Source organism: Aquincola tertiaricarbonis (assembly GCF_000969605.1).
Lineage (GTDB): Bacteria > Pseudomonadota > Gammaproteobacteria > Burkholderiales > Burkholderiaceae_C > Aquincola > Aquincola tertiaricarbonis.
Genome location: NZ_JZUE01000001.1, coordinates 449,594 through 473,821, shown reverse-complemented (window position 1 = coordinate 473,821; position 24,228 = coordinate 449,594). Strand labels below are relative to the sequence as shown.

The following is a 24,228-nucleotide window of genomic DNA, read 5'->3' as shown; positions in this document are numbered from 1 at the left end:
CCCTGCCCTTGCCCATCGAGCCTGCCATGCGACGACCTGCCTTCCTGCCCGACAACTTCGTGCTGCTGCTGCTGGCCGTGCTGGGCGTGGCCACGGTGCTGCCGGTGCACGGGGTGGGTGCCCAGGGCGTGAAGTGGCTCACCAATGCCTGCGTGGCGGGCCTGTTCTTCCTGCACGGGGCCAAGCTGTCGCGGGAGGCGGTGGTGGCGGGCCTGCTGCACTGGCGGCTGCACCTCACGGTGATCAGCGCCACCTTCATCCTGTTTCCGATCCTCGGCCTGGCGCTGCGGCCCCTCTTCGAGCCGCTGATCGGCCCCACGCTGTACCTGGGCGTGCTGTTCGTGTGCGCGCTGCCTTCCACGGTGCAGTCGTCCATCGCCTTCACCTCCATCGGCAAGGGCAACGTGCCGGCGGCCATGTGCAGCGCCAGCACCTCCAACATCGCCGGCATCGCGCTCACGCCGCTGCTGATCGCGGCCATGGCCTCCACCAGCTCGGCCAGCAGCGGCGCGGCGGGGGTGATGAGCTGGCAGTCGGCGGCCGGCATCGTGGGCCTGCTGCTGCTGCCCTTCGTGGCCGGGCAGATCGCGCAGCGCTGGATCGGCGCCTGGGTGGCGCGCCACCGCGGCATGCTGAAGTGGTTCGACCAGGGCTCCATCCTGCTGGTGGTGTATTCCGCCTTCAGCGAGGCCACGGTGCAGGGCCTCTACCAACAGGTCAGCCTGGGCACCCTGGGCATCCTGGTGGGCATCAGCGCGCTGCTGCTGTTCGTGGTGATGGGGCTGCTGGTGCTGTTCAGCCGGCGCATGGGCTTCAGCCGCGAGGACGAGGTGGCCATCGTGTTCTGCGGCTCCAAGAAGACGCTGGCCAGCGGCGTGCCGATGGCACAGATCCTGTTCGCCGGGCAGGCCGTGGGCCTGATCGTGCTGCCCATCATGGTGTTCCACCAGCTGCAGCTGATGGTGTGCGCCTCCATTGCCCAGCGCTATGCCCGGCGGGCGGCGCAGGAGCAGGCCGCACCCGCGGTGGCCGTGGCCCCCGCGGCGCGGCGCTGAACGCACCGCCTACTGGAGCGTCTCGTCCGGCCGCGGCTGGTGCGGCAGGTCGGGCTCGCGCACCGGCGGCGTGGTGCTGGGCGGGTCGCCGTCGGGGGTGACCGGCAGCACGTCGGGCGGGGGCGGCGGAGGTGGCTGGGGCACGCTGTGCAGGTTCATCGGCATCTCCTTTTCAAGAGCGACCGATGCGGCACGTGGCGTGCCCGGCGCACGCCCCGGTGTCAGCGCTTGCCGGTCTTCTTGGCCGCGGCGGCGCGAGCGCTGTCGGTGAACAGCTTGGCGGCGCGGCCCTTCAGCTCCAGCAGCTCGCTGGCGGTGACCGAGTACTTGCGGCCGGCGGCGTCCACTTCCACGCGGAACTCCACCTCGTGGCCGTTGTTGGACAGCATGCCGCTGGTGAAGTCGTAGTCGGGGTCCTCGGCAGGCAGGCCGCGCTGGGCCACGTCGTAGTCGATGTACTTCACCTCGCGGATCTCGCCGCTGGCCAGGTCGAGCATGCCGGTGGACTCGATCACCTCCTCGAGGAGTTCGTCGAAGATCTTGATCGGTACTTGCAGGTCCACGGGCGTCCTTGTTTACGAAGTCGAAGGGCAGGCATTCTAGAGAGGCCGCTCGAGCTTGAGGAACAAGTCCCGGTCGGGCGCGAAGTTGGCATGCAGCGGCAGCAGCGCGCCGCCCAGTGCCCGGGCATCGGGGCCGATGGTGCCGGGCATCAGCAGCGGCCGGCGCACGCCTTCCCAGCTGAGGTCGGCGCAGGCGGCTTCCACCGCCTCCAGCAGCGCGGCCAGCAGCTCGCGGCTGAACTGTCCATCCACGATTACCCCTTCCAGGTCGAGCAGGCAGGCTGCGTCATGCAGGGCCAGGGCAATCGCCGGGCCGGCCTCGGCCAGCCAGGCGTCGGTGCAGGCGCGCCAGGGCGGCTGCAGTGCGCGGGCGTCGGTGGTGGCGCCCAGGTCCAGGCCCGCGGCGGCATACAGCGTTTCCAGCGTGAACAGCGAGGCGATGCTCAGCAGCTGCGGCGGATGCGCCTCGCCGCGCCGGCCGCGGCCCATGGCCAGCGAGCCCACCGCGCCGGCATTGCCGCTGAGGCCGCCGCGCAGGTGGCTGTCCAGCACCAGGCCGCCGCCGATGAAGGTATCGACGAACACGTACAGGAAGCTGCGCACGCTGCGGCCGCGGCCGGCCACCAGCTCGGCCACGCAGGCCGCGGCGGTGTCCTTGACGAAGGTGACCGGCAGGCCGCTCATGCCGGCCACGCGGTCGGGCAGGTCGATGCGGTCCCAGGCGCGCGCACGTTCGCTGTCCACGCCCAGCAGCGTCTGCCACCCGCCCAGCGACAGCGGCGCGGCGATGCCGATGCCCTGCAGCCGCTCGCGCCGGCCGGGGCCCAGCCATTCGCGCATGCCCTGCAGGTGCTGGTCGATGGCGGCGCACACCGCCTCCGGCTCGGGATAGTCGTAGCTGACCGACGAGCGCTGGCAGGCCGCACCGGTGAAGTCCACCAGCAGCACGTCCAGGCTGCGCCGGCCCACCTTCACGCCGATGGCATAGGCGCCATCGGGCGCCAGCGCCAGCGGCACCGAGGGCTGGCCCACCTTGCCGCGCAGCGGCGTGCCCTTGACCAGCAGGCCATCGTCCAGCAGCCGCTTGGTGATCTGCGAGACCGTCTGCGCGGTGAGCTGCGTCAGCCGCGCGATTTCCGCCGCCGGCAGCGCGCCGTTCAGGCGGATGGCCTGCAGCACCACCCGTTCGTTGTACTGCCGCAGGCCACCCTGGCTGGAGCCGCGCGGGCGCAGCCGCCCGGCTTCGGGCGGGTGGGAGGCGGCGGGTGCGGCGGATGGCATCAGGGCTCCAGCGGCTGGGCGATCACGCCCTTCTTGAACAGGAAGTTGGCATACGGCTGCAGCTCGCCGGTCTGCACGATGGCGAAGGCCTGGCGGGCCCGATCGTAGAAGGCGAAGCGCTCGGTGGCCTGGCACTGCGCCGGCCGGGCGTCGCCGCGATCGGCCAGCGCCTGCACCACGCGGCGCTGCAGCGCCGAAAGATAGCCCGGCGCGCTGCCGCCCACCTGCATGCAGGCCACCGGCTGGGCCACCGCCTCGTCCAGCGGCAGCACCGAGAGCACTGCCTCGCAGGCTTCTTCCATCGACACGCCCGGCCAGTGCAGCACCGGCCGCCGCGTGGCCAGCGTGTGGGCGGTGAAGTTGGCGTCGGCCAGCACGATCTCGTCGCCGTGGCCCATTTCGGCCAGCACCTTCAGCAGCTCGGGCGTCAGCAGCGGATGGATGTGCTTGAGCATCTGGAGCCGCCCCGCTTCAGGCCAGGCACTCGGCCGGGATGTCCTGCGGCTGCATGGCGCCGGTCATCACCGCCACGGTGTCGCTCATGGTGATCTTCTTCGGGTCGAGCACCGCGGCACGGCGGCCCAGGCGGGCCACGTGGATGCGGTCGGCCACCTCGAACACATGCGGCATGTTGTGCGAGATGAGCACCACCGACAGGCCCTTGTCACGCACCCGGCGGATCAGCTCCAGCACCATGTTGCCCTCCTTCACGCCGAGGGCGGCTGTGGGCTCGTCCATGATGACCACATGCCGCGCGAAGGCTGCGGCGCGGCCCACGGCCACGCACTGCCGCTGGCCGCCGGACAGCGTCTCCACTGCCTGCGTCATCGAGCGGATGCCGACCTTCAGGTCGTTCATGCGGGCGATGCTCTCTTCCAGCATGCGCTTCTTGTCCAGCATGCGGAACACGCTGCCCAGCACGCCGGGCCGGCGCACCTCGCGGCCGAGGAACAGGTTCTCGGCGATGGACATGGCGGGCGCCACCGCCAGGTCCTGGTACACCGTCTCGATGCCGGCGCGGCGGGCATCGATGGGGCTCTTGAAGTGGATGGGCTGGCCGTCGAGCTGGATCTCGCCGGCATCGGGCACGGTGGCGCCCGACAGCGCCTTGATCAGCGACGACTTGCCCGCGCCGTTGTCGCCGATCACCGCCAGGATCTCGCCGGCGCGCAGCTCGAAGTCGGCGCCGTCCAGGGCGGTCACCTGGCCATAGCGCTTCACCAGGCCGGTGGCCTTCATCACGATTGGCGGCCGGGCCGCGAGGTTGTGCATGCTCATGGAGGTTCCTTCCGGCTCAGCGGGCCGACTTGCGCGACATCTGGTCGGCCGCCACCGCCAGGATGACGAGGATGCCGGTGACCAGCACCTGGTAGACCGACGACACGCCCATCAGCGTCAGCCCGTTGCGGAAGACGCCGACGATCAGCGCGCCCACCAGGGTGCCGAGGATCACGCCGCGGCCGCCGAACAGGCTGGTGCCGCCCAGCACCACCGCGGTGATGGCGTCCAGGTTCTCGGTCTGGCCGGCATTGGGGTCGCCCACCCCGGTGCGCGAGACGGACAGCAGCGAGGCAATGCCGTAGAACACGCCCGCCATCACGTACACGCCCAGCAGCACCCGCTGCGTCGGAATGCCGGTCAGCCGCGTGGCCTCGGGGTTGTTGCCCACCGCGTACACATGGCGGCCCGACTGGGTTTCACGCAGCGCGAACCAGGCCGCGAAGTACAGCAGCAGCATCAGCACCGCGCCATAGGCCACGTTGGTGCCGCCCAGGCCGAAGGTGCTGCCCAGCCAGGTCATGGCGTCGGGCAGGTCGGTGACGGTCTGCGACTGCGAGTACAGCTGCGTGATCGCAAAGGCGATGTTCAGCGTGCCCAGCGTGACGATGAAGGGCGGCAGCTTCAGCCGCGTGACCAGCAGGCCGTTGACCAGCCCGAACAGCGTGGTCACGCCGATGCCGCAGGCGATGGCCACCGGCGTGGGCAGGCCGAGGTCGGCGGCGAACTTGGTCATCACGATGCTGCCCAGCGCCATCACCATGCCGCAGGACAGGTCGATGCCGGCGGTGAGGATGATCAGCGTCTGCCCGATGGCGATCACGCCCACCACCATCACCTGCTGCAGGATCAGCGAGAAGTTCTCGCCGCTGAGGAAGCGGTCGGTCTGCGTGGCGAAGAACAGGCACGCCACCAGCAAGGCGATGAACGGCCCCAGCACGCCCAGCGGCGGCAGCTTGTCCTTCCACATCACTTCTTCCCCCAGCACAGCTCGGTGCCGGCCTGCACGTCCTTGCTGTCGATGCCGGGCAGCGGCTTGTCGGTGATCAGCGTCACGCCGGTATCCACGTAGCCGCTGGCCTTCTTGCCGCTGGTGGCGTATTCGATCGCCGCGTCCACGCCCATCGAGGCCATCTTCAGCGGGTACTGCTGGGAGGTGGCGGCGATCTTGCCGGCCTTGACGTCGCGGATGCCCTGGCAGCCGCCGTCCACCGACACGATGACCACGCCCTTCTCCTTGCCGGCCTTCTTCAGCGCGTTGTAGGCACCGGCGGCGGCGGGCTCGTTGATGGTGTAGACGACGTTGACGTCGGGGCTCTTCTGCAGGCAGTTCTCCATCGCCGTCTGGCCCTTGGCCTGGTCGCCGTAGCTGTCGGCCTGGCAGACGATGGCGGGGTCGCTGCCCAGCTCGTTGCTCTTGGCCTCCGGCGCCGGCAGCCCGAAGCCCTTCAGGAAGCCGTTGTGCCGCTGCGCGCCCACCGGGTGGCCCGGGAACAGGTCCAGCGTGACGATCCTGGCCGGCTTGCCGCCCAGCGCGGCCTTGGCGTACTGGCCGATCAGCACGCCGGCGGTGTAGTTGTTGGTAGCGAACAGCGCATCGGTGGCGTCGGCCGGGTCGGCCGGGCTGTCCAGCGCGATCACCATCACGCCGCGATCGCGGGCCTTCTTGATGGCCGGCACGATGGCCTTGGCGTCACTCGGCGTGATGAGGATGGTCTTGGCGCCGGCCGCGATCATGTTCTCCATCGCCGTCACCTGGCCGGCGTTGTCGCCGTCGGCCTTGCCGGCACCGGCGATCAGGCGGGCCTTCTTGGCCTTGGCCGCCTCGGTGGCGCCCTCCTTCATCTTCACGAAGAAGGGATTGGTGTCGGTCTTGGTGATCAGGCCGATGACCGGCTCGGCCGCATTTGCCGTGGCGGCTGCACCCAGCATGGCGGCAGCGGCCAGGGCGGTGGCGGCGATGGAAAGGACGGGGCGCTGTGCGGGCATGGGGGTTGTCTCCGGTGTTGGTCTGAAAACGACATCGGGGTGATCCGATGGATGTACTTTGGTAGAGTCCGGTTAATAAATCAAGCTGATTGATTAATGGAAAACCCGATGTTCGCAGCAGCATGCGCGGGGCATGCTGCGCACCTGTAACTCCCTGGAGAAACCCATGTTTGTGGTCTGCGGCGAAGCGCTGTTCGATGTATTTGCAGCTGGCGATACCTCTACCGGCCTGATGCTCGACGCGCGCGTCGGCGGCTCCCCTTTCAATGTGGCCGTGGGCCTGGCGCGGCTGGGCCAACCGGTCGGCTTCTTCGGCGGCGTGTCCACCGGCTTCCTCGGCGAGCGGCTGATGCGCGCGCTGACCGACGAAGGCGTGGACACCCGCTGCACGCCGCGCAGCCCGGCCCGTACCACGCTCAGCCTGGTGGGCGTGGACACCGCCGGCGTGCCCTCCTATTCCTTCTATGGCGAAGGCGCGGCCGACCGCGGCGTGGCCCAGGTGTCGCTGGGCGCCATTCCGCCGGAGGCGCGCGCCTTTCACGTGGGCTCCTATGCCACGGTGGTGGAGCCGGTGGCCGCCACGCAGCGGGCGCTGATCGAGCGCGAGCACCGCCGCAGCCTGATCAGCTACGACCCCAACATCCGCCTGAACGTGGAGCCCGACCTGGGCCGCTGGCATGCGCTGCTGGACTGGATGCTGCCGCGCACCCACCTGCTGAAAGTGAGCGACGAGGACCTGGGCCTGCTGTTCCCCGGCAAGTCGCCCGACGTGCTGGCCGCGCAGTGGCTGGCCCGTGGCGTGGCCATGGTGGTGGTGACACGCGGCGGCGAAGGCGCGCTGGCCTGGACCGCTGCGGCACAGGCCCAGGCCGCGCCGGTGAAGGTGGACGTGGTGGACACCGTGGGCGCCGGCGACACCTTCCAGGCCGCGCTGCTCACCTGGCTGGCCGAGCACGACGCACTGTCGCCGATGGCGCTGCGCACGCTGCCGGCCACGCAGCTCAAGGCGGCGCTGGATTTCGCGGCGCAGGCCGCCGCCATCACCTGCTCGCGCCGCGGCGCCGACCTGCCGCGCCGGGCCGAACTGCCGGTGTGAGGACAGTGCCTATCAGCCTCCGCTGACAAGCCGCCCGGCACGACGGTGTTAAAACATGCACCCGTGCCCGGTTTGGCCCTTGCATCGCCCGCTGACAGCAAGCGCCGCCGGACTGCAGTCCACCTTCCGGCCTTGTCCATGCTGTCCACGCCCGCCGCTTCCCTCTCGCTCCACGCACGGCTGCGCGAGGCCACGGCCGATGCACATGCGCAGCTGGAATCCCTGCTGGGGCTGCTCGACAGCCCGATGAGCTACACGCGCTTCGTGGCGGTGCTGATGCGCTTCCACGGCTTCCACCGCGCGTGGGAACCGGCACTGGCCCGTGCGCTGCAGGACGAAGCCTTCACTGCGCCGCGCCAGCGGCTGGCGCTGATCGAGCACGACCTGCGCGCACTGGACATCGACGACCTGGACATCGAGGCGCTGCCCGTGGTGCCCGAAGCCGCGCAGCTGTGCCGCACGCTGGAAGGCGCGCTCGGCTCGCTGTACGTGATGGAGGGCTCCACCCTCGGCGGCCGCGTGATCACCCGCCGCCTGCTGGCCGATGCCGACTGGTGCCCGGCCGAGGGGCTGCTGTATTTCCATCCCTATGGCGACCTGACCGGCGAGCGCTGGCGGCAGACGCTGGCCCTGCTGTCCACCGTGCCGCCGCAACGCCAGCAGGCGGTGGTGGACGGCGCGCTGGCCACCTTCGCGCTGCTGCTGCAGTGGCTGGAGCCGGCGGTGGTGGTGCCGGACCATGGCGAGGACGATCCTTCCAGCGAATGGGGGGTGGCGCTGTGAACGCCGCCGCCGCCGACGCCTGCGCCCGCGAACCCATCCACATTCCCGGGAGCATCCAGCCGCATGGCGCATTGCTGGTGGTGGCCCCCGACGGCCGCCGGGTGCTGCAGGCCAGCGGCAATGCCGCCGCGCTGCTGGGCCTGCCCGAGGCACCCACCAGCACCGCGCAGATCGACGGCGCCCTGCCGGCGCTGCTGCAGTCCTGGGCCGAAGCCAGCGACGGCGTGCTGCAGCAGGCCCAGGCCTGCGGGGCCCGGCTGCTGCAGATGACGGTGCATGCCACGCCGCAGGGCCTGATCGTCGAGCTGGAGCCGCTGGACGCCACCGAGCTGCAGACGCTGGATTCGCTCTACCCGCGCCTGCGCAGCTTCCTCGACGACGTGGAGGGCGAGGACGACATGGCCGTGCTGGGTGAGCATGCCGCGCGCGAGGTGCGCCAGCTCACCGGCTTCGACCGCGTGATGGTCTACCGCTTCGACGAGGAATGGCACGGCACCGTGATCGCGGAGGACGGCAACGGCCGCCTGCCCAGCTACCTGGACCTGCGCTTCCCGGCTTCCGACATCCCGGCCCAGGCGCGCGAGCTGTACCGCCGCCACCGGCTGCGGCTGATCCCTGACGCGATGTACACCCCGGTGCCGGTGCTGCCTGCGGCCAGCCCGCTGGACGGCCAGCCGCTGGACCTCTCCGGTGCCGCGCTGCGCAGCGTCTCGCCGGTGCATCTGCAGTACATGATGAACATGGGCACCGCGGCGTCGATGTCGGTGTCCATCGTGATCGACGGCCAGCTGTGGGGCCTGATCGCCTGCCACCATGCGCAGCCGCTGCGGGTGGGCGCCCCCACCCGCGCGGCCTGCGACTTCCTCGGCCAGATCCTGGCGCTGAAGATCGGCGCGCGGGAACGCGGCCAGGAAGCCGCGCTGCGCTGGGCCGCCAAGGAGCTGGAACACGACCTGGTGGCCCGCATGGCCGAGGCCGGGGACGCGCCCGATGCCGTGACCGGCCGCCTGGCCAAGAGCCCCGAGGCCTGGCTGCGACTGACGCGCGCCAGCGGTGCCGCGGTGCTGCGCGGCGACACGGTGCACAGCGTGGGCCAGGCGCCGTCCCCGGCCCAGCTCAAGGCCCTGGCCACCTGGCTGCACCAGCGGCAGGACCGCGGCGAGCTGTTCGCCACCCATGCCCTGCCGGCCGTCTACCCGCCGGCCGCCGAGTTCGCCGACACCGCCTGCGGCCTGATCGCCGCGCCCATCTCGGTCATCCATCCGCACTACGTGATGTGGTTCCGCCCCGAGCGCATCCACACCGTCACCTGGGGCGGCCGGCCGGAGAAGGCCACCACGGCGGACGGCAGCCTCACGCCGCGGGCCTCCTTCGCCGCCTGGACGCAGGAGGTGCGCGGCACCGCCCAGCGCTGGACGCCGGTGGAAGTGGATGCCGCACGCTCCTTCTGCCAGGCCATGGTCACGCTGGTGCTCAAGCAGGCCGAGCAGCGCGCCGCGCTGACCGACCGGCTGGAGACCAGCAACCGCGAGCTGGAGGCGTTCTCGTACTCCGTCTCGCACGACCTGCGCGCGCCGTTCCGCCACATCGTCGGCTTCGCCCAGCTGCTGGGCGAAAGCGAGCCGCAGCTCGCCAGCCGCTCGCGCCACTACCTGGACACCATCATCGAGTCGGCGCTGTCGGCCGGCCGCCTGGTCGACGACCTGCTGAACTTCTCCCAGCTCGGCCGGGCCAGCCTGGAGATGGCGCCGGTGGACATGGCCAAGCTGGTGGAGGAGGTGCGCCGCTCCATGCGCATCGACCAGGGCACCCGCCAGGTCACCTGGGAGATCGGTCCGCTGCCGCCGGCCTGGGGCGATGCCTCGCTGCTGCGCCAGGCCTGGGCCAACCTGGTGGACAACGCCATCAAGTACACCCGCCGCAAGCCGGTGGCCGTGATCCGCATCAGCGGCGAACAACGCGCGCACGAGACCGTGTACACCGTCTCCGACAACGGGGTCGGCTTCGACATGGCCTACCAGGGCAAGCTGTTCGGCGTGTTCCAGCGCCTGCACCGTGTCGAGGATTTCGAGGGCAGCGGCATTGGCCTGGCACTCACCCGCCGCATCATCGACCGCCACGGCGGTTGGATCGCGGCCGAAGGCGCACCCGACGAGGGCGCCACCTTCCGATTCGGCGTACCGCGCCCGGCCCAGAAACAAGGCGAATCATGACGAAGATTCCTCACGCGGAAGGCGGTCCGAGCCCGGACGCCTCCCTGCACAAGACCATCGAGCTGCTGGCTTCGGCCAGCCGTTCGGCCGAGCTGCGGCCCATCCTGCTGGTGGAGGACAGCCCCAACGACCTGGAGCTGGCCCTGGCCGCGCTGGAACGCTGCCAGCTGGCCAACCCGGTGCATGTGGCCCGTGACGGCGTGGAAGCACTGGACTACCTGCATGCCCGCGGCGCCTGGGCCGGCCGCGACAGCGGCGACCCCGCGGTGGTGCTGCTGGACCTGAAGCTGCCCCGGCTGGACGGCCTGGAAGTGCTGGAGCGGGTGAAGAAGGACCCGCTGCTGCGCGCCGTGCCCATCGTGATGCTCACCTCCTCCCGCGAGGAACGCGACCTGGTGCGCAGCTACGAACTGGGCGTGAATGCCTTCGTCGTCAAGCCGGTGGATTTCCGCGCCTTCCTGCAGGCGATCCAGGAACTGGGCATGTTCTGGGCCGTGCTGAACCAACCGCCGCCCCGCCTGCCGATCCGATGAACGGCCCCGCTCGCGTCCTGCTCCTCGAAGACAGCGACATCGACACCGAGCTGATCTGCACCTACCTCCAGCGGGCCCAGATGCCCATCGAGGTGGTGCGGGCGGCGCGCCGCAGCGAGTTCCTGGCTGCGCTGCAGCGCAGCGACATCGACCTGGTGCTGGCCGACTACTCGCTGCCCGACTTCGACGGCATTGCCGCGCTGCGGCAGGCGCTGGAGAAGCTGCCGGACGTGCCCTTTGTCTTCGTGTCCGGCGTAGTGGGCGAGGACGTGGCCACCGACGCGCTGCGCCAGGGCGCCACCGACTACGTGCTCAAGCGCAACCTGGCGCGGCTGCCCAAGGCGGTGGAACGGGCGCTGGCCGAGGCCCGCGAGCGCATGCGCCGCCGCGACGCCGAAGCGGCGCTGGGCGCCAGCGAGGCCACCGCCCGGCTCGCGCTGGAGCGCCAGCGCCAGGCCGAGGTGCTGTTCCGCCTGGCGGCCGAGGCGGCCAACATCGGCGTCTGGGAGTTCGATCCCACCGGCCCGCGGCTGTGGATCGACGACGGCCTGCGCCGCATCGCCGACATCCTGCCCGGCGCGCAGGTCGATTACGCGTACTTCGTGTCGCAGGTGGTGCACCCGGACGACCGCGTGCTGTTCGAGCAGTCGCTGGCCGCCGCGCTGGTGCCCGACGGCCGGCCGGAGCTGGAGTTCGAGCACCGCGTGATCACCCTGTCCGACCAGCGGGTGCGCTGGCTGGCCATCGCCGGCCGCCGCTTCGACAGCGACGACGGCGGCCCGCGGCTGGTGGGCACCGCGCGGGACGTGACCGGCCAGCGCCGCAAGGGCGAGGCCCTGCGCCGGCTGAACGAAGCGCTGGGCGAGCGGGTGGAGCAGCGCACCCGCGAGCGCGACCGCATCTGGAACCTGTCGGCCGACCTGATGGCGGTGTGGCGGCCCGACGGCACGCCCGAGGCGCTCAATCCCGCCTGGGAAAGCCTGCTGGGCTGGCCGGCCGCCGAGGTGATGAGCCAGGCCATCGTGGAGCTGCTGCACCCGGCCGACGTGGCGGTGACCCGCACCGCAATGGACACCCTGGGCGCCGGCGCCGGCACCGCGCGCTTCGACAGCCGCGTGCGCACGCGCTACGGCAGCTACCGCTGGATCCGCTGGGCGGTGCGGCCCGATGCCGGTTACTTCTACGCCATCGGCCGCGACGTGACCGAGGAGCGGGCTGCCGCCGACGAACTGGCCGCCACCAACCAGGAGCTGAAGGAACAGATCGCCGAACGCGGCCGGGTGGAAGCCACGCTGCAGCAGATGCAGCGGCTGGAGGCCGTGGGCCAGCTCACCTCGGGCGTGGCGCACGACTTCAACAACCTGCTCACGGTGGTGCTGTCCAACATCAGCCTGATCCGCCGGCTGCTCAACCAGGGCGGCGCGCCGGACGAACGGGTGCTCAAGCGGCTCGATTCGATGCAGAGCGCGGCCGAACGCGGCGCCAAGCTCACCGCGCAGATGCTGGCCTTCTCGCGCCGGCAGCGGCTGGAGCCGCAGGTCATCGACCTGAACGACACCGTGCTGGCGCTGCGCGACCTGCTGCAGTCCACCATGGGCGGCAGCGTGCGCCTGGCCACCGAGCTGACCAAGCCGCTGTGGCCCGCGCTGGTGGACGTGACGCAGATGGAACTCATCGTGCTCAACCTGGCCATCAACGCCCGCGACGCGATGGAGGTGGGCGGCAGCCTGACCGTGCGCACCGCCAACGTCACGCTGGGCCCGCCGCAGCGGCCGGAAGAACCCGAGGCCGGCGACTATGTGCGGCTCACAGTCAGCGACACCGGCAGCGGCATGACCCCCGAGGTGCTGGCCAAGGCCTTCGAGCCCTTCTTCACCACCAAGGAGGTGGGCAAGGGGTCGGGCCTGGGGCTGGCGCAGGTGTACGGCTTCGCCAAGCAGTCGGGCGGCGGCGTGCGCATCGACACCCAGCCGGGCAAGGGCACCTCGGTGCATGTGTTCATGCCACGCGCGATGGGCGAGGTGCGCCAGCGCGAGCCGGAGGTGACCCAGCACGGCCTGCTGGACGGCAGCGAGCCCAGCCACACGCTGCTGCTGGTGGACGACGACCCGGCGGTGCGCGATGCCACCTCGTCGATGCTGCGCGCCATCGGCTACCGCGTGATCGAGGCAGGCAGCGGCGGTGCCGCGCTGGAGCTGCTGGCGCGGCGCAAGGACATCGAGCTGGTGCTGGCCGACTTCGCGATGCCGGGCATGAACGGCGCGGAGCTGGTGCGGCTGCTCAAGCTGTCGCATCCGCACCTGAAGACGATGTTCCTCACCGGTTTCGTCGACCTGGCGGCGCTGAAGGACATTCCGGAAGAGCAGGTGCTGCAGAAGCCGCTGCGCGACGAGGAGCTGGCCCGCCGGCTGCGCCGTGCGCTGCGCGGCGGCAGTGGCAGCCGCACGCTGAACTAGCTGAGATCACCCGCCCGCCGGGCCGCCCCAAGGGCGGGTGCGCCCCCTCGGGGGGCAGCGAGCGCCAGCGAGCTTGGGGGCTCCATCAGCTTTCGTCGGTAAGCGGCGCGAGCTGCGAGTGCCGGATGCGGGTGCTGGCCAACGCGCCGGCCGATTCCAGGATCGGGTAGGCGATCGAGCACAGGTGCGAGTTGATGCGCTTGAGGTCGCTGATCAGGTCCAGGTGCAGCGAGCTGGTCTCGATGCTCTGCGCCGTGTTGTCGCGCAACCGGGTGATGTGGCTGGCGGCGTACTCGTGCTCCAGGTCGCGGAAGCGGGCCTTCTCCTCCAGCAGCCGCTGCGCGTCGCGCACATGGCCGTCGAGGAAGACGCTCATCGCCAGCCGCAGGTTGGCCAGCAGGCGCTCATGCAGGTGGCAGATCTCGGCCATGCCGGCGTCGGAGAAGCTGCGGTTCTTGCGGATCTTCTTGTCCTCCACGTCCTGCAGCACCCGCTCGATGATGTCGCCGATCTGCTCCATGTTGATGGTGAAGCTGACGATGTCGGTCCAGCGCCGGCCCTCCCGCTCGGACAGCGCCTCGCGCGAGATCTGCGTCAGGTAGAACTTGATGGCCGAGTACAGCTCGTCCACCGTGTCGTCCATCTTGCGCAGCTGCTCGGCCAGGCGCAGGTCGTTGTGGCGGATCACCGGCAGGATGCCGCGCAGCATGGTCTCCACCACGTCGGCCTGGTGCAGCGCCTCGCGTGCGGCGCAGCTGATGGCCAGCGAAGGCGTGGCCAGCGCCACGGGATCGAGGTGCCGCGGGCGCTCGCCCGGGCCGCCGCGGGTGGGGTCGGGCAGCCAGCTGACCACCCAGCGGCCCACCACACCGGTGAAGCCGATGAACAGCAGCGCCAGCGTGATGTTGAAGCCGAGGTGGAACAGCACGATCTGCTGGTGCACCACCGGTATCTGCTGCTGCAGCAGCACATGCACATGGCCCAGCAGCGGCATCGCCAGCACCGCACCGGTGGCCTTGAAGATGAAGTTGCCGATGGGCAGGCGGCGCACCTGCGGCGCGGCGCCGCTGGTGGCGAGGATGGCCAGCACGCCGCTGCCCAGGTTGGCGCCGATCACCAGCCCCAGCGCCACGTTCGTGGGCAGCAGGCCCTGCGAGGCCAGCGTGGCGGTGAGCAGCACGATGGCCAGGCTGGAATAGGCCGCCACCGTGAGCACCGCGCCCACCAGCACGTCCAGCAGGATCTCGTTGGGCAGCGACACCAGCAGCGTGCGCACCACCGGCGACCGGGTCATCGGCTCGGTGGCCTGCACGATGAGCTGCAGCGCCAGCGTGATGAGCCCCAGCCCGATGAGCACTCGCCCCACCCGGCCACCCACGGTGTTCTGGCGCGAGACGAACATCACCACGCCGACGAAGATCAGCAGCGGCGACAGCCACGACAGGTCGAAGGAAAACACCACCGCCATCAGCGCCGTGCCCATGTCCGCGCCCAGCATCACCGCCAGCGCGGCGCTGGTGCTCACCAGCCCCTTGCCCACGAACGAGGCCACGATCAGGCAGGTGGCGGTGCTCGACTGCACGAGGCTGGTGACGCCCAGCCCCGCCAGCATCGCCGGCACCCGCCGGCTGAAGCTGGAGGCCAGCACCGTACGGAGGTTTTCACCGAACACCTGCAGCACGCCGGTACGAACGATGTGGGTGCCCCAGACCAGCAGGGCGATGGCGGCCAGCAGATTCAGCAGGTGGATCATCGAATGCAGCTTACGTAGTTTTTTGACGGCCGGTGCGGCGCAGGGCCCGGGTGCGCCGATACAGTGGGCGCATCACGCAGGACCCGGGCCAGGGCATGGCGATTGCCTTTCACCCGCCTGCCCCAACGCGCTTCACGCCTTCCATGCCTGACGTCCCCTCCGCCCCGGTTGCCAGCACCAAGCCCCTGCTTATCGGGCTTTCCGCGCGCATCTACCATCCGACGACACCCGTCCCCAGCCTGGGTGGCGTGTTTACCCGCACGCTGCATTACCTGGAGCAGTCGGTGGCGCACTGGGTGATGTCGCGCGAGGTGCTGGGCGTGATGATTCCCGCGGTGGAAAGCGAGAGCCTGGTCCGGCGCAGCGACATGAGCCTGCGCCACTACGCCGACATGCTGGACGGCCTGGTGCTGCAAGGCGGCACCGACGTCTCACCCGAGACCTATGGCGAAACCCCGATGAAGCCGGCCTGGGCCGGCGACCGGGTGCGCGACCTCTATGAGATGGAACTGCTGGACGCCTTCATCTCCGCCGGCAAGCCGGTGCTGGGCATCTGCCGCGGCTGCCAGCTGCTGAACGTGGCCTTCGGCGGCTCGCTGTACCAGGACATTCCCACCCAGCTGCCCGGCGCGCTGCGCCACCACGACGAGAACACCTACGAACGCCAGTTCCACCGCGTGAGCCTGGTGCGCGGCACCCGGCTGGCCGGGCTGTACCCCGACCGCAGCACCGGCGCCATCAACTCCATCCACCACCAGTCGGTGAAGACGCTGGGCCACGACCTGGAGGTGGAGGCGCTGGCCATCCCCGACGGCGTGGTGGAAGCCATCCGCTGGAAAGGCCCGAGCTATGTGTTCGGCATGCAGTGGCACCCCGAGTTCATGGCACTGAACCGCTGGCATGACGACCAGCTCGACGGCTCGCCCATCCTCGACGACTTCCTATCGGCGGTGCGCGCCCGCAAGGCGCAGTAGCACGCGCCGCCATCCACCGCAGGCCCGGCCGTGCGCGCAGAACCCGCTTCCGCCCCGCCCATGACGGCCGCCGACGCGCTGGCCGCGTTGTGGCAGCAGGCCGGCCTGCCGGCGGCGGCCCTGGCCCAGGCCACGCTGGCCGGCGACGCGCCGGTGCTGCCCTCCTCCTTCGCGGTGGCCACCGCGGCCCAGGCCTCGCTCGGCGCCGCGGCGCTGGCCGCGGCCGAGCTGTGGCACTGGCGCGGCGGCGGGCAGGCACGCCAGCAGGTCGACGTGGACCGGGTGCATGCCGCGCTGGACAGCTGCGCGCACTTCCTGGTCGATGGCGTGCAGCCACCGCTGTGGGACAAGATCTCCGGCCTGTATGCCTGTGGCCCCGATGGCGAAGCCGGCTGGGTCCGCATCCATGCCAACTTCGCGCACCACCGCGACGGCGCGCTGCGACTGCTGGGCCTGCCGCCGGGCGAGGCCACCGGCCGCGAGGCAGTGCAGCAGGCGCTGCGCCACTGGAATGCAGAAGGCTTCGAGGCCGCAGCGGCCGATGCCGGACTGGTGGTGGCCGCGGCGCGCAGCTTCGAGCAATGGGACAGCCATCCGCAAGGCGTGGCGGTGGCCGCGCAGCCGGTGGTGCGCATCAACCGCATCGAGCCGGCCGGCCAGGCGGGCGGGCCGCTGGCCTGGCCGGCCCTGGCCAGCGACGACGCGCCGCCGCTGTCCGGGCTGCGGGTGCTGGACCTCACCCGCATCCTCGCCGGGCCGGTGGCCGGCCGCACGCTGGCCGCGTATGGCGCGGACGTGATGCTGGTGAACTCGCCCTCGCTGCCCAACATCGCCGCCATCGCCGACACCAGCCGCGGCAAGCGCTCGGTGCTGATCGACCTGATGGACGAGCCCGGCCGGGCCACCTTGCGCGGCCTGGCGGCGCAGGCCCATGTGTTCCTGCAGGGTTACCGGCCGGGTGCGCTGGCCGGCTTCGGCTTCTCGGCCGAGGCGCTGGCGCGGCTGCGGCCGGGCATCGTGGTGGTGTCGCTCAGCGCCTATGGCGCCGAAGGCCCGTGGGCCGGCCGCCGCGGCTTCGATTCCCTGGTGCAGACGGCCACCGGCTTCAACCTGGCCGAAGCCCTGGCCGCCGGCAGCCACACGCCGCGCGCCCTGCCGCTGCAGATCCTGGACTACGCCGCCGGCTACCTGCTGGCCTTCGGCGCGCAGGCCGCGCTGTGGCGCCAGCAGCACGAAGGCGGCAGCTGGCATGTGCAGGTGTCGCTGGCCGGCGTGGGCGCCTGGCTGCGCAGCCTGGGGCGGCTGCCGGGCGGGCTGCAGGTGGTGCCGCCTTCTTTCGACCCGTACCTGGTGCAGGAAGCCAGCGGCTTCGGGGCGCTGACGGTGCTGCGCCATCCGGTGCGCTTTTCCCGAACGCCGCCGGCCTGGCAGCGGCCTTCGATGCCGCCGGGCAGCCATCCGCCGCGCTGGGACTGAAGGCTGCCGCGCCTCAGCCGTGGATCAGCGCTTCCAGCGTCTGCAGCGTGTCGGCTTCCCACAGCGGCTTGTCGTGCCGGATGCGCAGCATGCGCGGAAAACGGGTGGCGATGCCGCTCTTGTGCCGCGGGCTGCGCTGGATGCCCTCGAAGCCCAGCTCGAACACCAGCGTGGGCTTGACGCTGCGCACCGGGCCGAACTTCTCCAGCGTGTTGGCGCGGATCACGCGGTCCACCTCGGCGAACTCGGCATCCGTCAGGCCCGAGTACGCCTTGGCGAACGGCACCAGCTGCAGCGCGCCGGGCTGGGCCGGCTCGCGCCGGGCGATGGCATCGAGCACCGCCTGCGCCTCGGCGGCATCGGCCGGCTGGCGGTTCCACACCGCGAAGGTGTAGTCGGTGTAGACGCTGGCCCGCCGGCCGTGGCCGCGCTGGGCATACACCAGCACGCCATCGGCGGTCATCGGCTCGATCTTCCACTTCCACCAGGTGCCGCTGGACTTGGTGCGGCCGGTGCCATAGGCGGCATCGCGCTGCTTGAGCATGAAGCCCTCCACGCCCCGCTCGCGCGACTCGATGCGCAGCTCGGCCAGGGCCGGCCAGTCCGCCGCCTGCACCATGGGCGAGAGCTGCATGCGGCTGTCGGCCAGCACCTGCTCCAGCTGCTGGCGGCGCGCGGTATGCGGCTGGGCCCGCCAGTCCACGCCCTGCCACTCCAGCAGGTCGTAGGCGATGAAGTTGACCGGCGCGTCGCCCAGCACCTTCTTGGTGAGCTTGAGGCGGCCGATGCGCTGCTGCAGCAGCGCGAACGGCGCCGGCCGCTCGTCCTGCCACACCACCAGCTCGCCATCCAGCACCGTGCCGTCGGGCAGCGGCTGCGCCAGCGCGACGATCTCGGGAAAGCGTTCGGTGATCAGGTCCTCGCCGCGCGACCAGATCCACACCCGCCCGGCGCGCTTGACGATCTGCGCCCGGATGCCGTCGAACTTCCACTCCACCAGCCAGCGCTCGGGCGGGCCGAGGCGGGCTTCGAAATCGGCGGCATCGCCTTCCAGCTGGTGCGCGAGGAAGAAGGGATAGGGCTGGCCGGCATCGTCCGGCGCGCGCTGCTCGCCTTCCTGGGCTGGCGCGGCCGGCGCCAGCAGGGCCAGGTAGCGCGCGGCGCTGGGCGTGGAGCGGCCGTCGGTGTAGCCCATCATGCGCTGGGCCACGCGCTTGGCATCCAGCTCGGCATGCTCGGCCAGCGCCCGCTGCACCAGCAGCTTGCTGACGCCCACGCGGAAGCCGCCGCCGATCAGCTTGGTGAGCAGGAAGCGGCCGGTGGTGTCCAGCTCGCGCCAGTAGCTGGCCACGCGGCGTGCCTGTTCTTCCGGCGGCAGGCCGCGCAGCGGCAGCAGCCGGTGCTCGATCCATTCGGCCAGGCCCAGCGGCTCGCCCAGCTGCCCGGCCGGCGGCAGCACATGGGCGATGGTCTCCGCCAGGTCGCCCACCGCCTGGTAGCTCTCTTCGAACAGCCATTCGGGAACGCCGGCCTCGGCACAGGCCAGCGCGCGCAGCACGCCGGTGGGCACCACCTGCCGGGGCTTGCCGCCGGCCAGGAAGTACACGGCCCAGGCGGCGTCCTCCGGCCGGGCCTGGGCGAAATAGCGGCGCAATGCGGCCACCTTGTCGCTGGTGGCGGTGCTGGCATCCAGCGCGGTGAACAGGGTGGCAAAAGCGTGCATCGCCGGGGTGCAGCAGGCAGCGGGCCCGCACGGGCCGCGGGCCTGCTCAGTGCTGCTCGACGGGCTGACCGGCGGCCGGGCGGTGGTAGCCGTCGTTCAGGCGGCTGAACTGCGCCTCGCGTTCGGCATCGACGAAGGCCTGCAGCGCCTCGAAGCTCTTGCCCTGCACGCTGGTGTCGTGCAGCAGCACGATCTGGCCGATCAGGCCCCAGTCGGCGGCCTCGCCGACACACCAGACGCTGGCCTGCGCCGGCAGCGGGGCCAGCAGCGCTTCCGGCAGCCGCTCGGGCTCCACCGCCTGCAGCAGGGCGCGTTGCGGCCAGCGGTCCAGCGGCGCACCGGCCTCGGCTGGCGGCCACCAGGCCAGCAGCCGCAGCGCGCCGAAGGTTTCCACCACCGGGCCGGAAGGGCCGTCGCGCACCTCGGTGCTGGCCGCCGCCACCTGCTTGACGGCCGCCACCCAGGCCCCGGGCTGCCACTGCGCCAACAGCCGCGGGTGGGTGACCACCGGAGCCACCTGCGGCGCGGGCTGCCAGTCCAGCTCGACATCCGTGACCTCGGTCGCGGCCCAGCGGGCGGCCCGGCGCGCCACCTTGCGGCCGACGGCATCCAGCTCGACCGCGGCGACGGGCGCGTCCAGCACCGGCTGCAGGCGCGGCAGTCGCAGCGAGGGCGGCTCCTGCGCGGCGCCGCGGCCCGGCACACCGCCCGGCTGCCACCCGTCCAGCAGGCGCATCAGCTCGGCATCGGTGGGGCGGTTGCCGCGGTCGGCGCGCCAGCCGTCCAGCACGCGGGTCGGGTCCAGGTCGTCGTCGCGGTCCATGGCTTGCAAGAGTGGATCAGGCTTCGGCCGGTGTGTCGGCCGTGGCCGGGGTGGGCTGCTCGGTGGCGGCGCCCGGCTCCTCCAGCGCATCGTCGCCGTATTCGGTGCGGAAGGCGCCGGCGTCCAGGCCCTGCTCCTGCAGCCAGCGCACCATCACCGCCTCGTAGCCATGGGTGACGATCACGCGCTGGGCGCCGGTGGCGGCGATGGCGCGCTGCAGGCCCGGCCAGTCGGCATGGTCGCTGAGCACGAAGCCGCGGTCCACCGAGCGACGACGCCGCGCGCCGCGCAACTGCATCCATCCGCTGGCAAAGGCATCGCTGTAGTCGCCAAAGCGGCGCAGCCAGGGCGAGCCCTGCACCGAAGGCGGCACGATGACCAGCGCCCGGCGCATCTCTGCCTTGGGCAGCTCGGTGGCCGCAAAGGTGGCTGGCAGCGGCACGCCGGCGGCGCGGTAGGCGACGTTGAGCGTCTCCACCGCGCCATGCACCACGATGGGCCCGATGGACGGATCGACCCCCGCCAGCATGCGCTGGGCCTTGCCGAAGCTGTAGCCCATCAGCAGGCTCGCGCGGCCGGCCTCGGCATTCGCGGCCCACCAGCGGTTGATGTCGTCGAACAGGCTCACCTGCGTGGGCCAGCGGTAGATCGGCAGGCCGAAGGTGGATTCGGTGATGAAGCAGTCGCAGCGCACCGGCTCGAACGGCGCGCAGGTGGCGTTCAGGTCGCCGGGGCCCTGGCCGTGCATCGTGGTGTCGCCAGCGACGAAGTAGTCGCCCGAGGCCACCCAGACGCGGCCGCGGTGCTCCAGCCGCACTTGGGCCGAACCCAGCACATGCCCGGCCGGGTGCAGGCTGATGCGCACGCCGCGGTGTTCCACCGCCTCGCCCCAGCCCAGCGTCTGGAGGTCGATGTCCTCGCCCAGGCGGGAGCGCAGCACGCCGGCGCTGTCGTGCGAGGCCAGGTAGTGAGCGTGGCCACGGCGCGCATGGTCGGCATGGGCATGGGTGACGATGGCGTGCGACACCGGCCGCCAGGGGTCGATGTGGAAGTCCCCCGGCGGGCAATACAGGCCATCGGGCGTGGCCACCACCAAGTCGTCGTGCATCGTCGCATTGTGACGACGAAGCAGCCGCCGCTTGGTGACGATGGGATACTGAAACCGCTCGTTGACGCCCCGATGACCACTTTGGAACCCACATTGCCGACCCCGCTGCGCCTTGGCGAGGAGCCGATGACGCCGCTGCAGATCCTGTTCAGCCTGCGCGGGCGCGTGCCGCGCAAGGTCTGGTGGCTGTATGGCGTGCTGGCGCCCATCGGCATGGGTGCGCTGGCCACGGTGCTGCTGCGCATCGTGGGAATGGGCGCGCAGCAGACGGACGAGCTGGTGAACCTGCTGCTGCTGTGGCCGGTGGTGGCGGTGTCGGTCAAGCGCTGGCACGACCGCGACAAGTCCGGCTGGTGGGTCTTCATCACCCTGGTGCCGCTGATCGGCTGGCTGTGGGCGCTGATCGACAACGGACTGCGCCGCGGCACCCGCGGCGCCAACCGCTTCGGCGACGACCTGACCGAGCGCTTCTGACGCCGGCCCCGGCCGGGCCGACTCGGGTCAGTACAGCCCGGTGATGCCGCCCACACGCAGGTACAGCCGCGCGCAGCCGGCCACGAAACCGCGCTGCACATTGGCCCACACGCCGCGGCGCACCGATGGCGCGGTCACCTCCCGCGAGGCGGCCACGGCCTCGTCGAACTGCGCCGCCAGCCCGCTGGCAAAGGCCCGGTCGTGCACCACGACGTTGGCTTCCAGGTTGAGCAGCAGCGACAGCGGATCGATGTTAGAGCTGCCGACCGTCGCCCAGTGGTCGTCCACCACCGCCACCTTGGCATGCAGGAAGGCCGGCATGTATTCGTAGATGCGCACGCCCTGGGCCAGCAGCTCCGCATACAGCACGCTGGCGGCCAGCGCGGCAAAACGGTAGTCGGGCCGGCCCTGCAGCAGCAGCCGCACCTTCACGCCGCGGCGCGCCGCATTGCGCAGCGTGCGCCGGAACTGCAGGCCGGGGTAGAAGTACGGCGACACCAGGTCGATGCGCTCGCGCGCCTGGCGGAAGGCGTCGATGTACGCGCGTTCGATGGCCCGGCGCTGGCGCAGGTTGTCCCGCACGACGAAGGCCGCGCGCACCGGCGGCAGGCTGTGCAGCGGCGGCACGGCCGAGGCCCGCACCGGCGGCCCGAGCCGCATGCGGCGCACGATCTCGCGCACCCGCTGCACCGGCTGGGGGCTGCGCGCGGCGGCCATGGCTTCGTCGCGCCAGTCACGGCCGAAGGCGGCGCGTGTCCACACCGCGCGCACCGTGTGCTCGATGGGCAGCACCACCGGGCCCTGCACCCGGACGGCAAAGTCCAGCCGCGGCGCATCCAACGTGCCGTGGCCCAGGTCGTGGCGATCGTCCAGCACGTTGATGCCGCCGACGTAGCCCACGCCGGAATCCACGACGCACAGCTTCTGGTGCAGCCGGCGGAACTGGTCGGGCTGCATCCAGGAGCGCCAGCCCGCCATCGGCCGGTATACCACCAGCCCGACGCCGGCCGATTCCAGCCGCTGGCGCAGCACCGGCAGCGCGGCGGCGGAGCCGAAGCCGTCCACCACCACCCGCACCCGCACGCCGCGCCGGGCGGCGGCCTCCAGCGCCTCCATCACGCACTGGCCGGCGCTGTCGTCATGGAAGATGTAGGTGGCGAGCCACACCTCGTGCATCGCGCGGCCGATGGCCTCGCACATGGCCGGGAAAAGCATGTCGCCACCGCGCAACAGTTCCACCTCGTTGCCGCCGGTGAACAGGGCCCGCGGCAGGCTGTACCAGTGCAGCGGGTCTTCGTGGGGGCGGGGATCAGGCAAGGTCGAACTCGGCCACCAGCGGCAGATGATCCGACATGCGGGCCCAGCCGCCACCACGCGGCACGAAGGTGGAACGGCAGGCCAGCCCGCGGGTGTAGAAGCGGTCGAGCGCGAACACCGGCACCCGCGACGGGAAGGTGAGGCACTTGGCCTCGCGCGCGCCGGCCTCGCGGGCGCGCAGCAGGCCGCAGTCGGCCATCGGGCCGTCGAGCTTCTCGCCCCAGTCGTTGAAGTCGCCAGCCACCACCACCGGCGCATCGGCCGGCACCGCGGCCGCGATGTACTCGGCCAGCCGCCGCGCCTGGCGCACCCGGCTGGCATGCATCAGGCCCAGGTGCACGGTGATGGTGTGCACCGTCAGGCCGTTCCAGTGCACCGGCACATGCAGCAGGCCGCGCTGCTCGAAGCGGTGATCGCTGACGTCGTGGTGGCCGATGTCGCCGATGGGCCAGCGCGACAGGAGCGCATTGCCATGCTCGCCGTCGCGCGTGATGGCGTTGGTGCGGTAGGCCACCTCGTAGCCCTGCGGCGCCAGGAAGTCGGCCTGGCCGCCTTCCGGCCAGCCGAAGGAGGTGCGGGCAAAGGCGCGGGCCTCGCGGTGGTTGAACAGCCGCACTTCCTGCAGGAACACCATGTCGGCGTCCAGCGCCTCCACGCCCTGGCCCAGGTTGTGGATCTCCAGCCGCTTCAGCGGGCCGACGCCACGCACGCCCTTGTGGATGTTGTAGGTGGCCGTCCGCAGCCGGCCGAGCGAGCTGGCCGGTGGCAACAGCGTGGACTGCAGCGGTTTGAGCGTCATCCTTCAGGCAAAACGCGGCAGTTGCAGGATGGCCTCGGCATTGCTGGGCGAGAAGCAGCGATCGGCCGCTTCCTGCCAGGGCAGCCAGGCCAGCGCGGTGTGCTCACGCGGGCTCAGGGTGATGGGTATGCCCGCGGGCACGCGCAGGCCGAAGACATGCTCGGTGTTCTGCGTCACGCCCGGTGCATAGCGGTGCCGCCACACCGGGTAGATCTCGTACAGGTTGGCCAGCTGCCAGTCGCGCAGCGCGCTCAGCGGCACGCTGTCGCTGCCGATGACGATGCCGGTTTCCTCGAACACCTCGCGCACCGCGGTCTCGGCCAGCGGCTCGTCCAGCGTGTCCTTGGAGCCGGTGACGCTTTGCCAGAAGCCGGGCTTGTCGGCCCGCTCGATCAGCAGCACCTCCAGCGCCGGCGTGTGGATCACCACCAGCACCGATTCGGGGATCTTGAACGGACGCGGTGTCTCGGCGGCAGTGGGAGGCATCGGCGTGGAGAGGCGGGCGGAGCGGCCAGTCTAGCCACTCCGCCGCCG

The 24,228-nt window shown here is 71.2% G+C and carries 23 protein-coding genes; 9 read left to right on the top strand and 14 right to left on the bottom strand.

The window, feature by feature from the left end; translation table 11 throughout:
• The first annotated feature begins 26 nt into the window (after positions 1-26).
• Positions 27-1,055, top strand: a complete 1,029-nt coding sequence (locus VO99_RS02245; protein ID WP_046111248.1) for a bile acid:sodium symporter family protein — start codon at positions 27-29, stop codon at positions 1,053-1,055.
• 9 nt (positions 1,056-1,064) lie between these two features.
• On the opposite strand, the gene VO99_RS30060 is transcribed toward VO99_RS02245, so the two are convergent.
• From VO99_RS30060 to VO99_RS02215, 7 genes are all read right to left on the bottom strand, one after another.
• Complete coding sequence (locus VO99_RS30060) at positions 1,065-1,214, bottom strand: hypothetical protein (protein WP_157039401.1); 150 nt, start codon at positions 1,212-1,214, stop codon at positions 1,065-1,067.
• Between the two features lie 62 nt (positions 1,215-1,276).
• A complete protein-coding gene (locus VO99_RS02240; RefSeq protein WP_046111128.1) occupies positions 1,277-1,618 on the bottom strand; it encodes a hypothetical protein in 342 nt (113 codons plus the stop codon).
• Positions 1,619-1,654: 36 nt separating this feature from the next.
• Complete coding sequence (locus VO99_RS02235) at positions 1,655-2,899, bottom strand: ROK family transcriptional regulator (protein WP_046111127.1); 1,245 nt, start codon at positions 2,897-2,899, stop codon at positions 1,655-1,657.
• The gene (locus tag VO99_RS02230) at positions 2,899-3,354 is read right to left on the bottom strand and encodes an RbsD/FucU family protein (RefSeq protein ID WP_046111126.1); all 456 of its coding nucleotides are present in this window, start codon (positions 3,352-3,354) and stop codon (positions 2,899-2,901) included. The genes VO99_RS02235 and VO99_RS02230 overlap by 1 nt, the downstream gene beginning before the upstream one ends.
• 16 nt (positions 3,355-3,370) lie before the next feature.
• Complete coding sequence (locus VO99_RS02225) at positions 3,371-4,177, bottom strand: ATP-binding cassette domain-containing protein (RefSeq protein WP_232315238.1); 807 nt, start codon at positions 4,175-4,177, stop codon at positions 3,371-3,373.
• A 16-nt stretch (positions 4,178-4,193) separates the two neighbouring features.
• Positions 4,194-5,147, bottom strand: coding sequence for an ABC transporter permease (locus VO99_RS02220; protein WP_046111125.1), 954 nt, complete (start codon positions 5,145-5,147; stop codon positions 4,194-4,196).
• Entirely contained in the window at positions 5,147-6,166 is a 1,020-nt protein-coding gene (locus tag VO99_RS02215; RefSeq protein WP_046111124.1) for a sugar ABC transporter substrate-binding protein, read from the bottom strand. The genes VO99_RS02220 and VO99_RS02215 overlap by 1 nt, the downstream gene beginning before the upstream one ends.
• A 166-nt stretch (positions 6,167-6,332) precedes the next feature.
• Between VO99_RS02215 and VO99_RS02210 the strand changes: the two genes are divergently transcribed.
• The 5 genes from VO99_RS02210 (at position 6,333) to VO99_RS02190 (ending at position 13,247) form a co-directional block, all read left to right on the top strand.
• Complete coding sequence (locus tag VO99_RS02210; RefSeq protein WP_046111123.1) at positions 6,333-7,262, top strand: carbohydrate kinase family protein; 930 nt, start codon at positions 6,333-6,335, stop codon at positions 7,260-7,262.
• Between the two features lie 138 nt (positions 7,263-7,400).
• Positions 7,401-8,045, top strand: coding sequence for a biliverdin-producing heme oxygenase (locus VO99_RS28550; protein ID WP_052736037.1), 645 nt, complete (start codon positions 7,401-7,403; stop codon positions 8,043-8,045).
• Positions 8,042-10,258, top strand: a complete 2,217-nt coding sequence (locus tag VO99_RS02200; protein ID WP_198156836.1) for an ATP-binding protein — start codon at positions 8,042-8,044, stop codon at positions 10,256-10,258. The genes VO99_RS28550 and VO99_RS02200 overlap by 4 nt, the downstream gene beginning before the upstream one ends.
• Positions 10,255-10,791, top strand: a complete 537-nt coding sequence (locus VO99_RS02195; protein ID WP_083440285.1) for a response regulator — start codon at positions 10,255-10,257, stop codon at positions 10,789-10,791. Before VO99_RS02200 ends, VO99_RS02195 begins: the two co-directional genes overlap by 4 nt.
• On the top strand, positions 10,788-13,247 hold the full coding sequence (locus VO99_RS02190; RefSeq protein ID WP_046111121.1) for a response regulator: 2,460 nt from the start codon (positions 10,788-10,790) through the stop codon (positions 13,245-13,247). Before VO99_RS02195 ends, VO99_RS02190 begins: the two co-directional genes overlap by 4 nt.
• A gap of 85 nt (positions 13,248-13,332) precedes the next feature.
• Here VO99_RS02190 and VO99_RS02185 read toward each other — a convergent pair whose 3' ends face one another.
• Positions 13,333-15,000 carry a Na/Pi cotransporter family protein gene (locus VO99_RS02185; protein WP_046111120.1) on the bottom strand — a complete coding sequence of 556 codons (1,668 nt, stop codon included), beginning with the start codon at positions 14,998-15,000 and terminating at the stop codon, positions 13,333-13,335.
• Between the two features lie 248 nt (positions 15,001-15,248).
• On the opposite strand from VO99_RS02185, the gene VO99_RS02180 reads away from it, so the two are divergent.
• Both VO99_RS02180 and VO99_RS02175 read left to right on the top strand, forming a co-directional pair.
• Complete coding sequence (locus VO99_RS02180) at positions 15,249-15,974, top strand: gamma-glutamyl-gamma-aminobutyrate hydrolase family protein (protein WP_232315237.1); 726 nt, start codon at positions 15,249-15,251, stop codon at positions 15,972-15,974.
• 60 nt (positions 15,975-16,034) lie between these two features.
• Positions 16,035-17,450: a CoA transferase gene (locus VO99_RS02175; protein ID WP_046111118.1), complete on the top strand. Its 1,416-nt coding sequence runs from the start codon at positions 16,035-16,037 to the stop codon at positions 17,448-17,450.
• A 13-nt stretch (positions 17,451-17,463) separates the two neighbouring features.
• Here VO99_RS02175 and VO99_RS02170 read toward each other — a convergent pair whose 3' ends face one another.
• From VO99_RS02170 to VO99_RS02160, 3 genes are read right to left on the bottom strand one after another with little or no spacing between them, the layout of a single operon-like run.
• Positions 17,464-19,173: an ATP-dependent DNA ligase gene (locus VO99_RS02170; protein WP_046111117.1), complete on the bottom strand. Its 1,710-nt coding sequence runs from the start codon at positions 19,171-19,173 to the stop codon at positions 17,464-17,466.
• Positions 19,174-19,219: 46 nt separating this feature from the next.
• A complete protein-coding gene (locus tag VO99_RS02165; RefSeq protein ID WP_046111116.1) occupies positions 19,220-19,996 on the bottom strand; it encodes a hypothetical protein in 777 nt (258 codons plus the stop codon).
• 16 nt (positions 19,997-20,012) lie between these two features.
• Entirely contained in the window at positions 20,013-21,104 is a 1,092-nt protein-coding gene (locus tag VO99_RS02160; RefSeq protein WP_046111115.1) for a ligase-associated DNA damage response exonuclease, read from the bottom strand.
• Between the two features lie 72 nt (positions 21,105-21,176).
• Here VO99_RS02160 and VO99_RS02155 point away from each other — a divergent pair, with 72 nt between their 5' ends.
• Complete coding sequence (locus tag VO99_RS02155) at positions 21,177-21,578, top strand: DUF805 domain-containing protein (protein ID WP_052736036.1); 402 nt, start codon at positions 21,177-21,179, stop codon at positions 21,576-21,578.
• A 27-nt stretch (positions 21,579-21,605) separates the two neighbouring features.
• On the opposite strand, the gene clsB is transcribed toward VO99_RS02155, so the two are convergent.
• From clsB to nudB, 3 genes are read right to left on the bottom strand one after another with little or no spacing between them, the layout of a single operon-like run.
• Positions 21,606-22,895, bottom strand: coding sequence for a cardiolipin synthase ClsB (gene clsB, locus VO99_RS02150; RefSeq protein WP_052736035.1), 1,290 nt, complete (start codon positions 22,893-22,895; stop codon positions 21,606-21,608).
• Positions 22,888-23,694: an endonuclease/exonuclease/phosphatase family protein gene (locus VO99_RS02145; RefSeq protein ID WP_046111113.1), complete on the bottom strand. Its 807-nt coding sequence runs from the start codon at positions 23,692-23,694 to the stop codon at positions 22,888-22,890. The genes clsB and VO99_RS02145 overlap by 8 nt, the downstream gene beginning before the upstream one ends.
• A 3-nt stretch (positions 23,695-23,697) precedes the next feature.
• Positions 23,698-24,180, bottom strand: a complete 483-nt coding sequence (nudB, locus tag VO99_RS02140) for a dihydroneopterin triphosphate diphosphatase (RefSeq protein WP_046111112.1) — start codon at positions 24,178-24,180, stop codon at positions 23,698-23,700.
• Between the last annotated feature and the right edge of the window lie 48 nt (positions 24,181-24,228).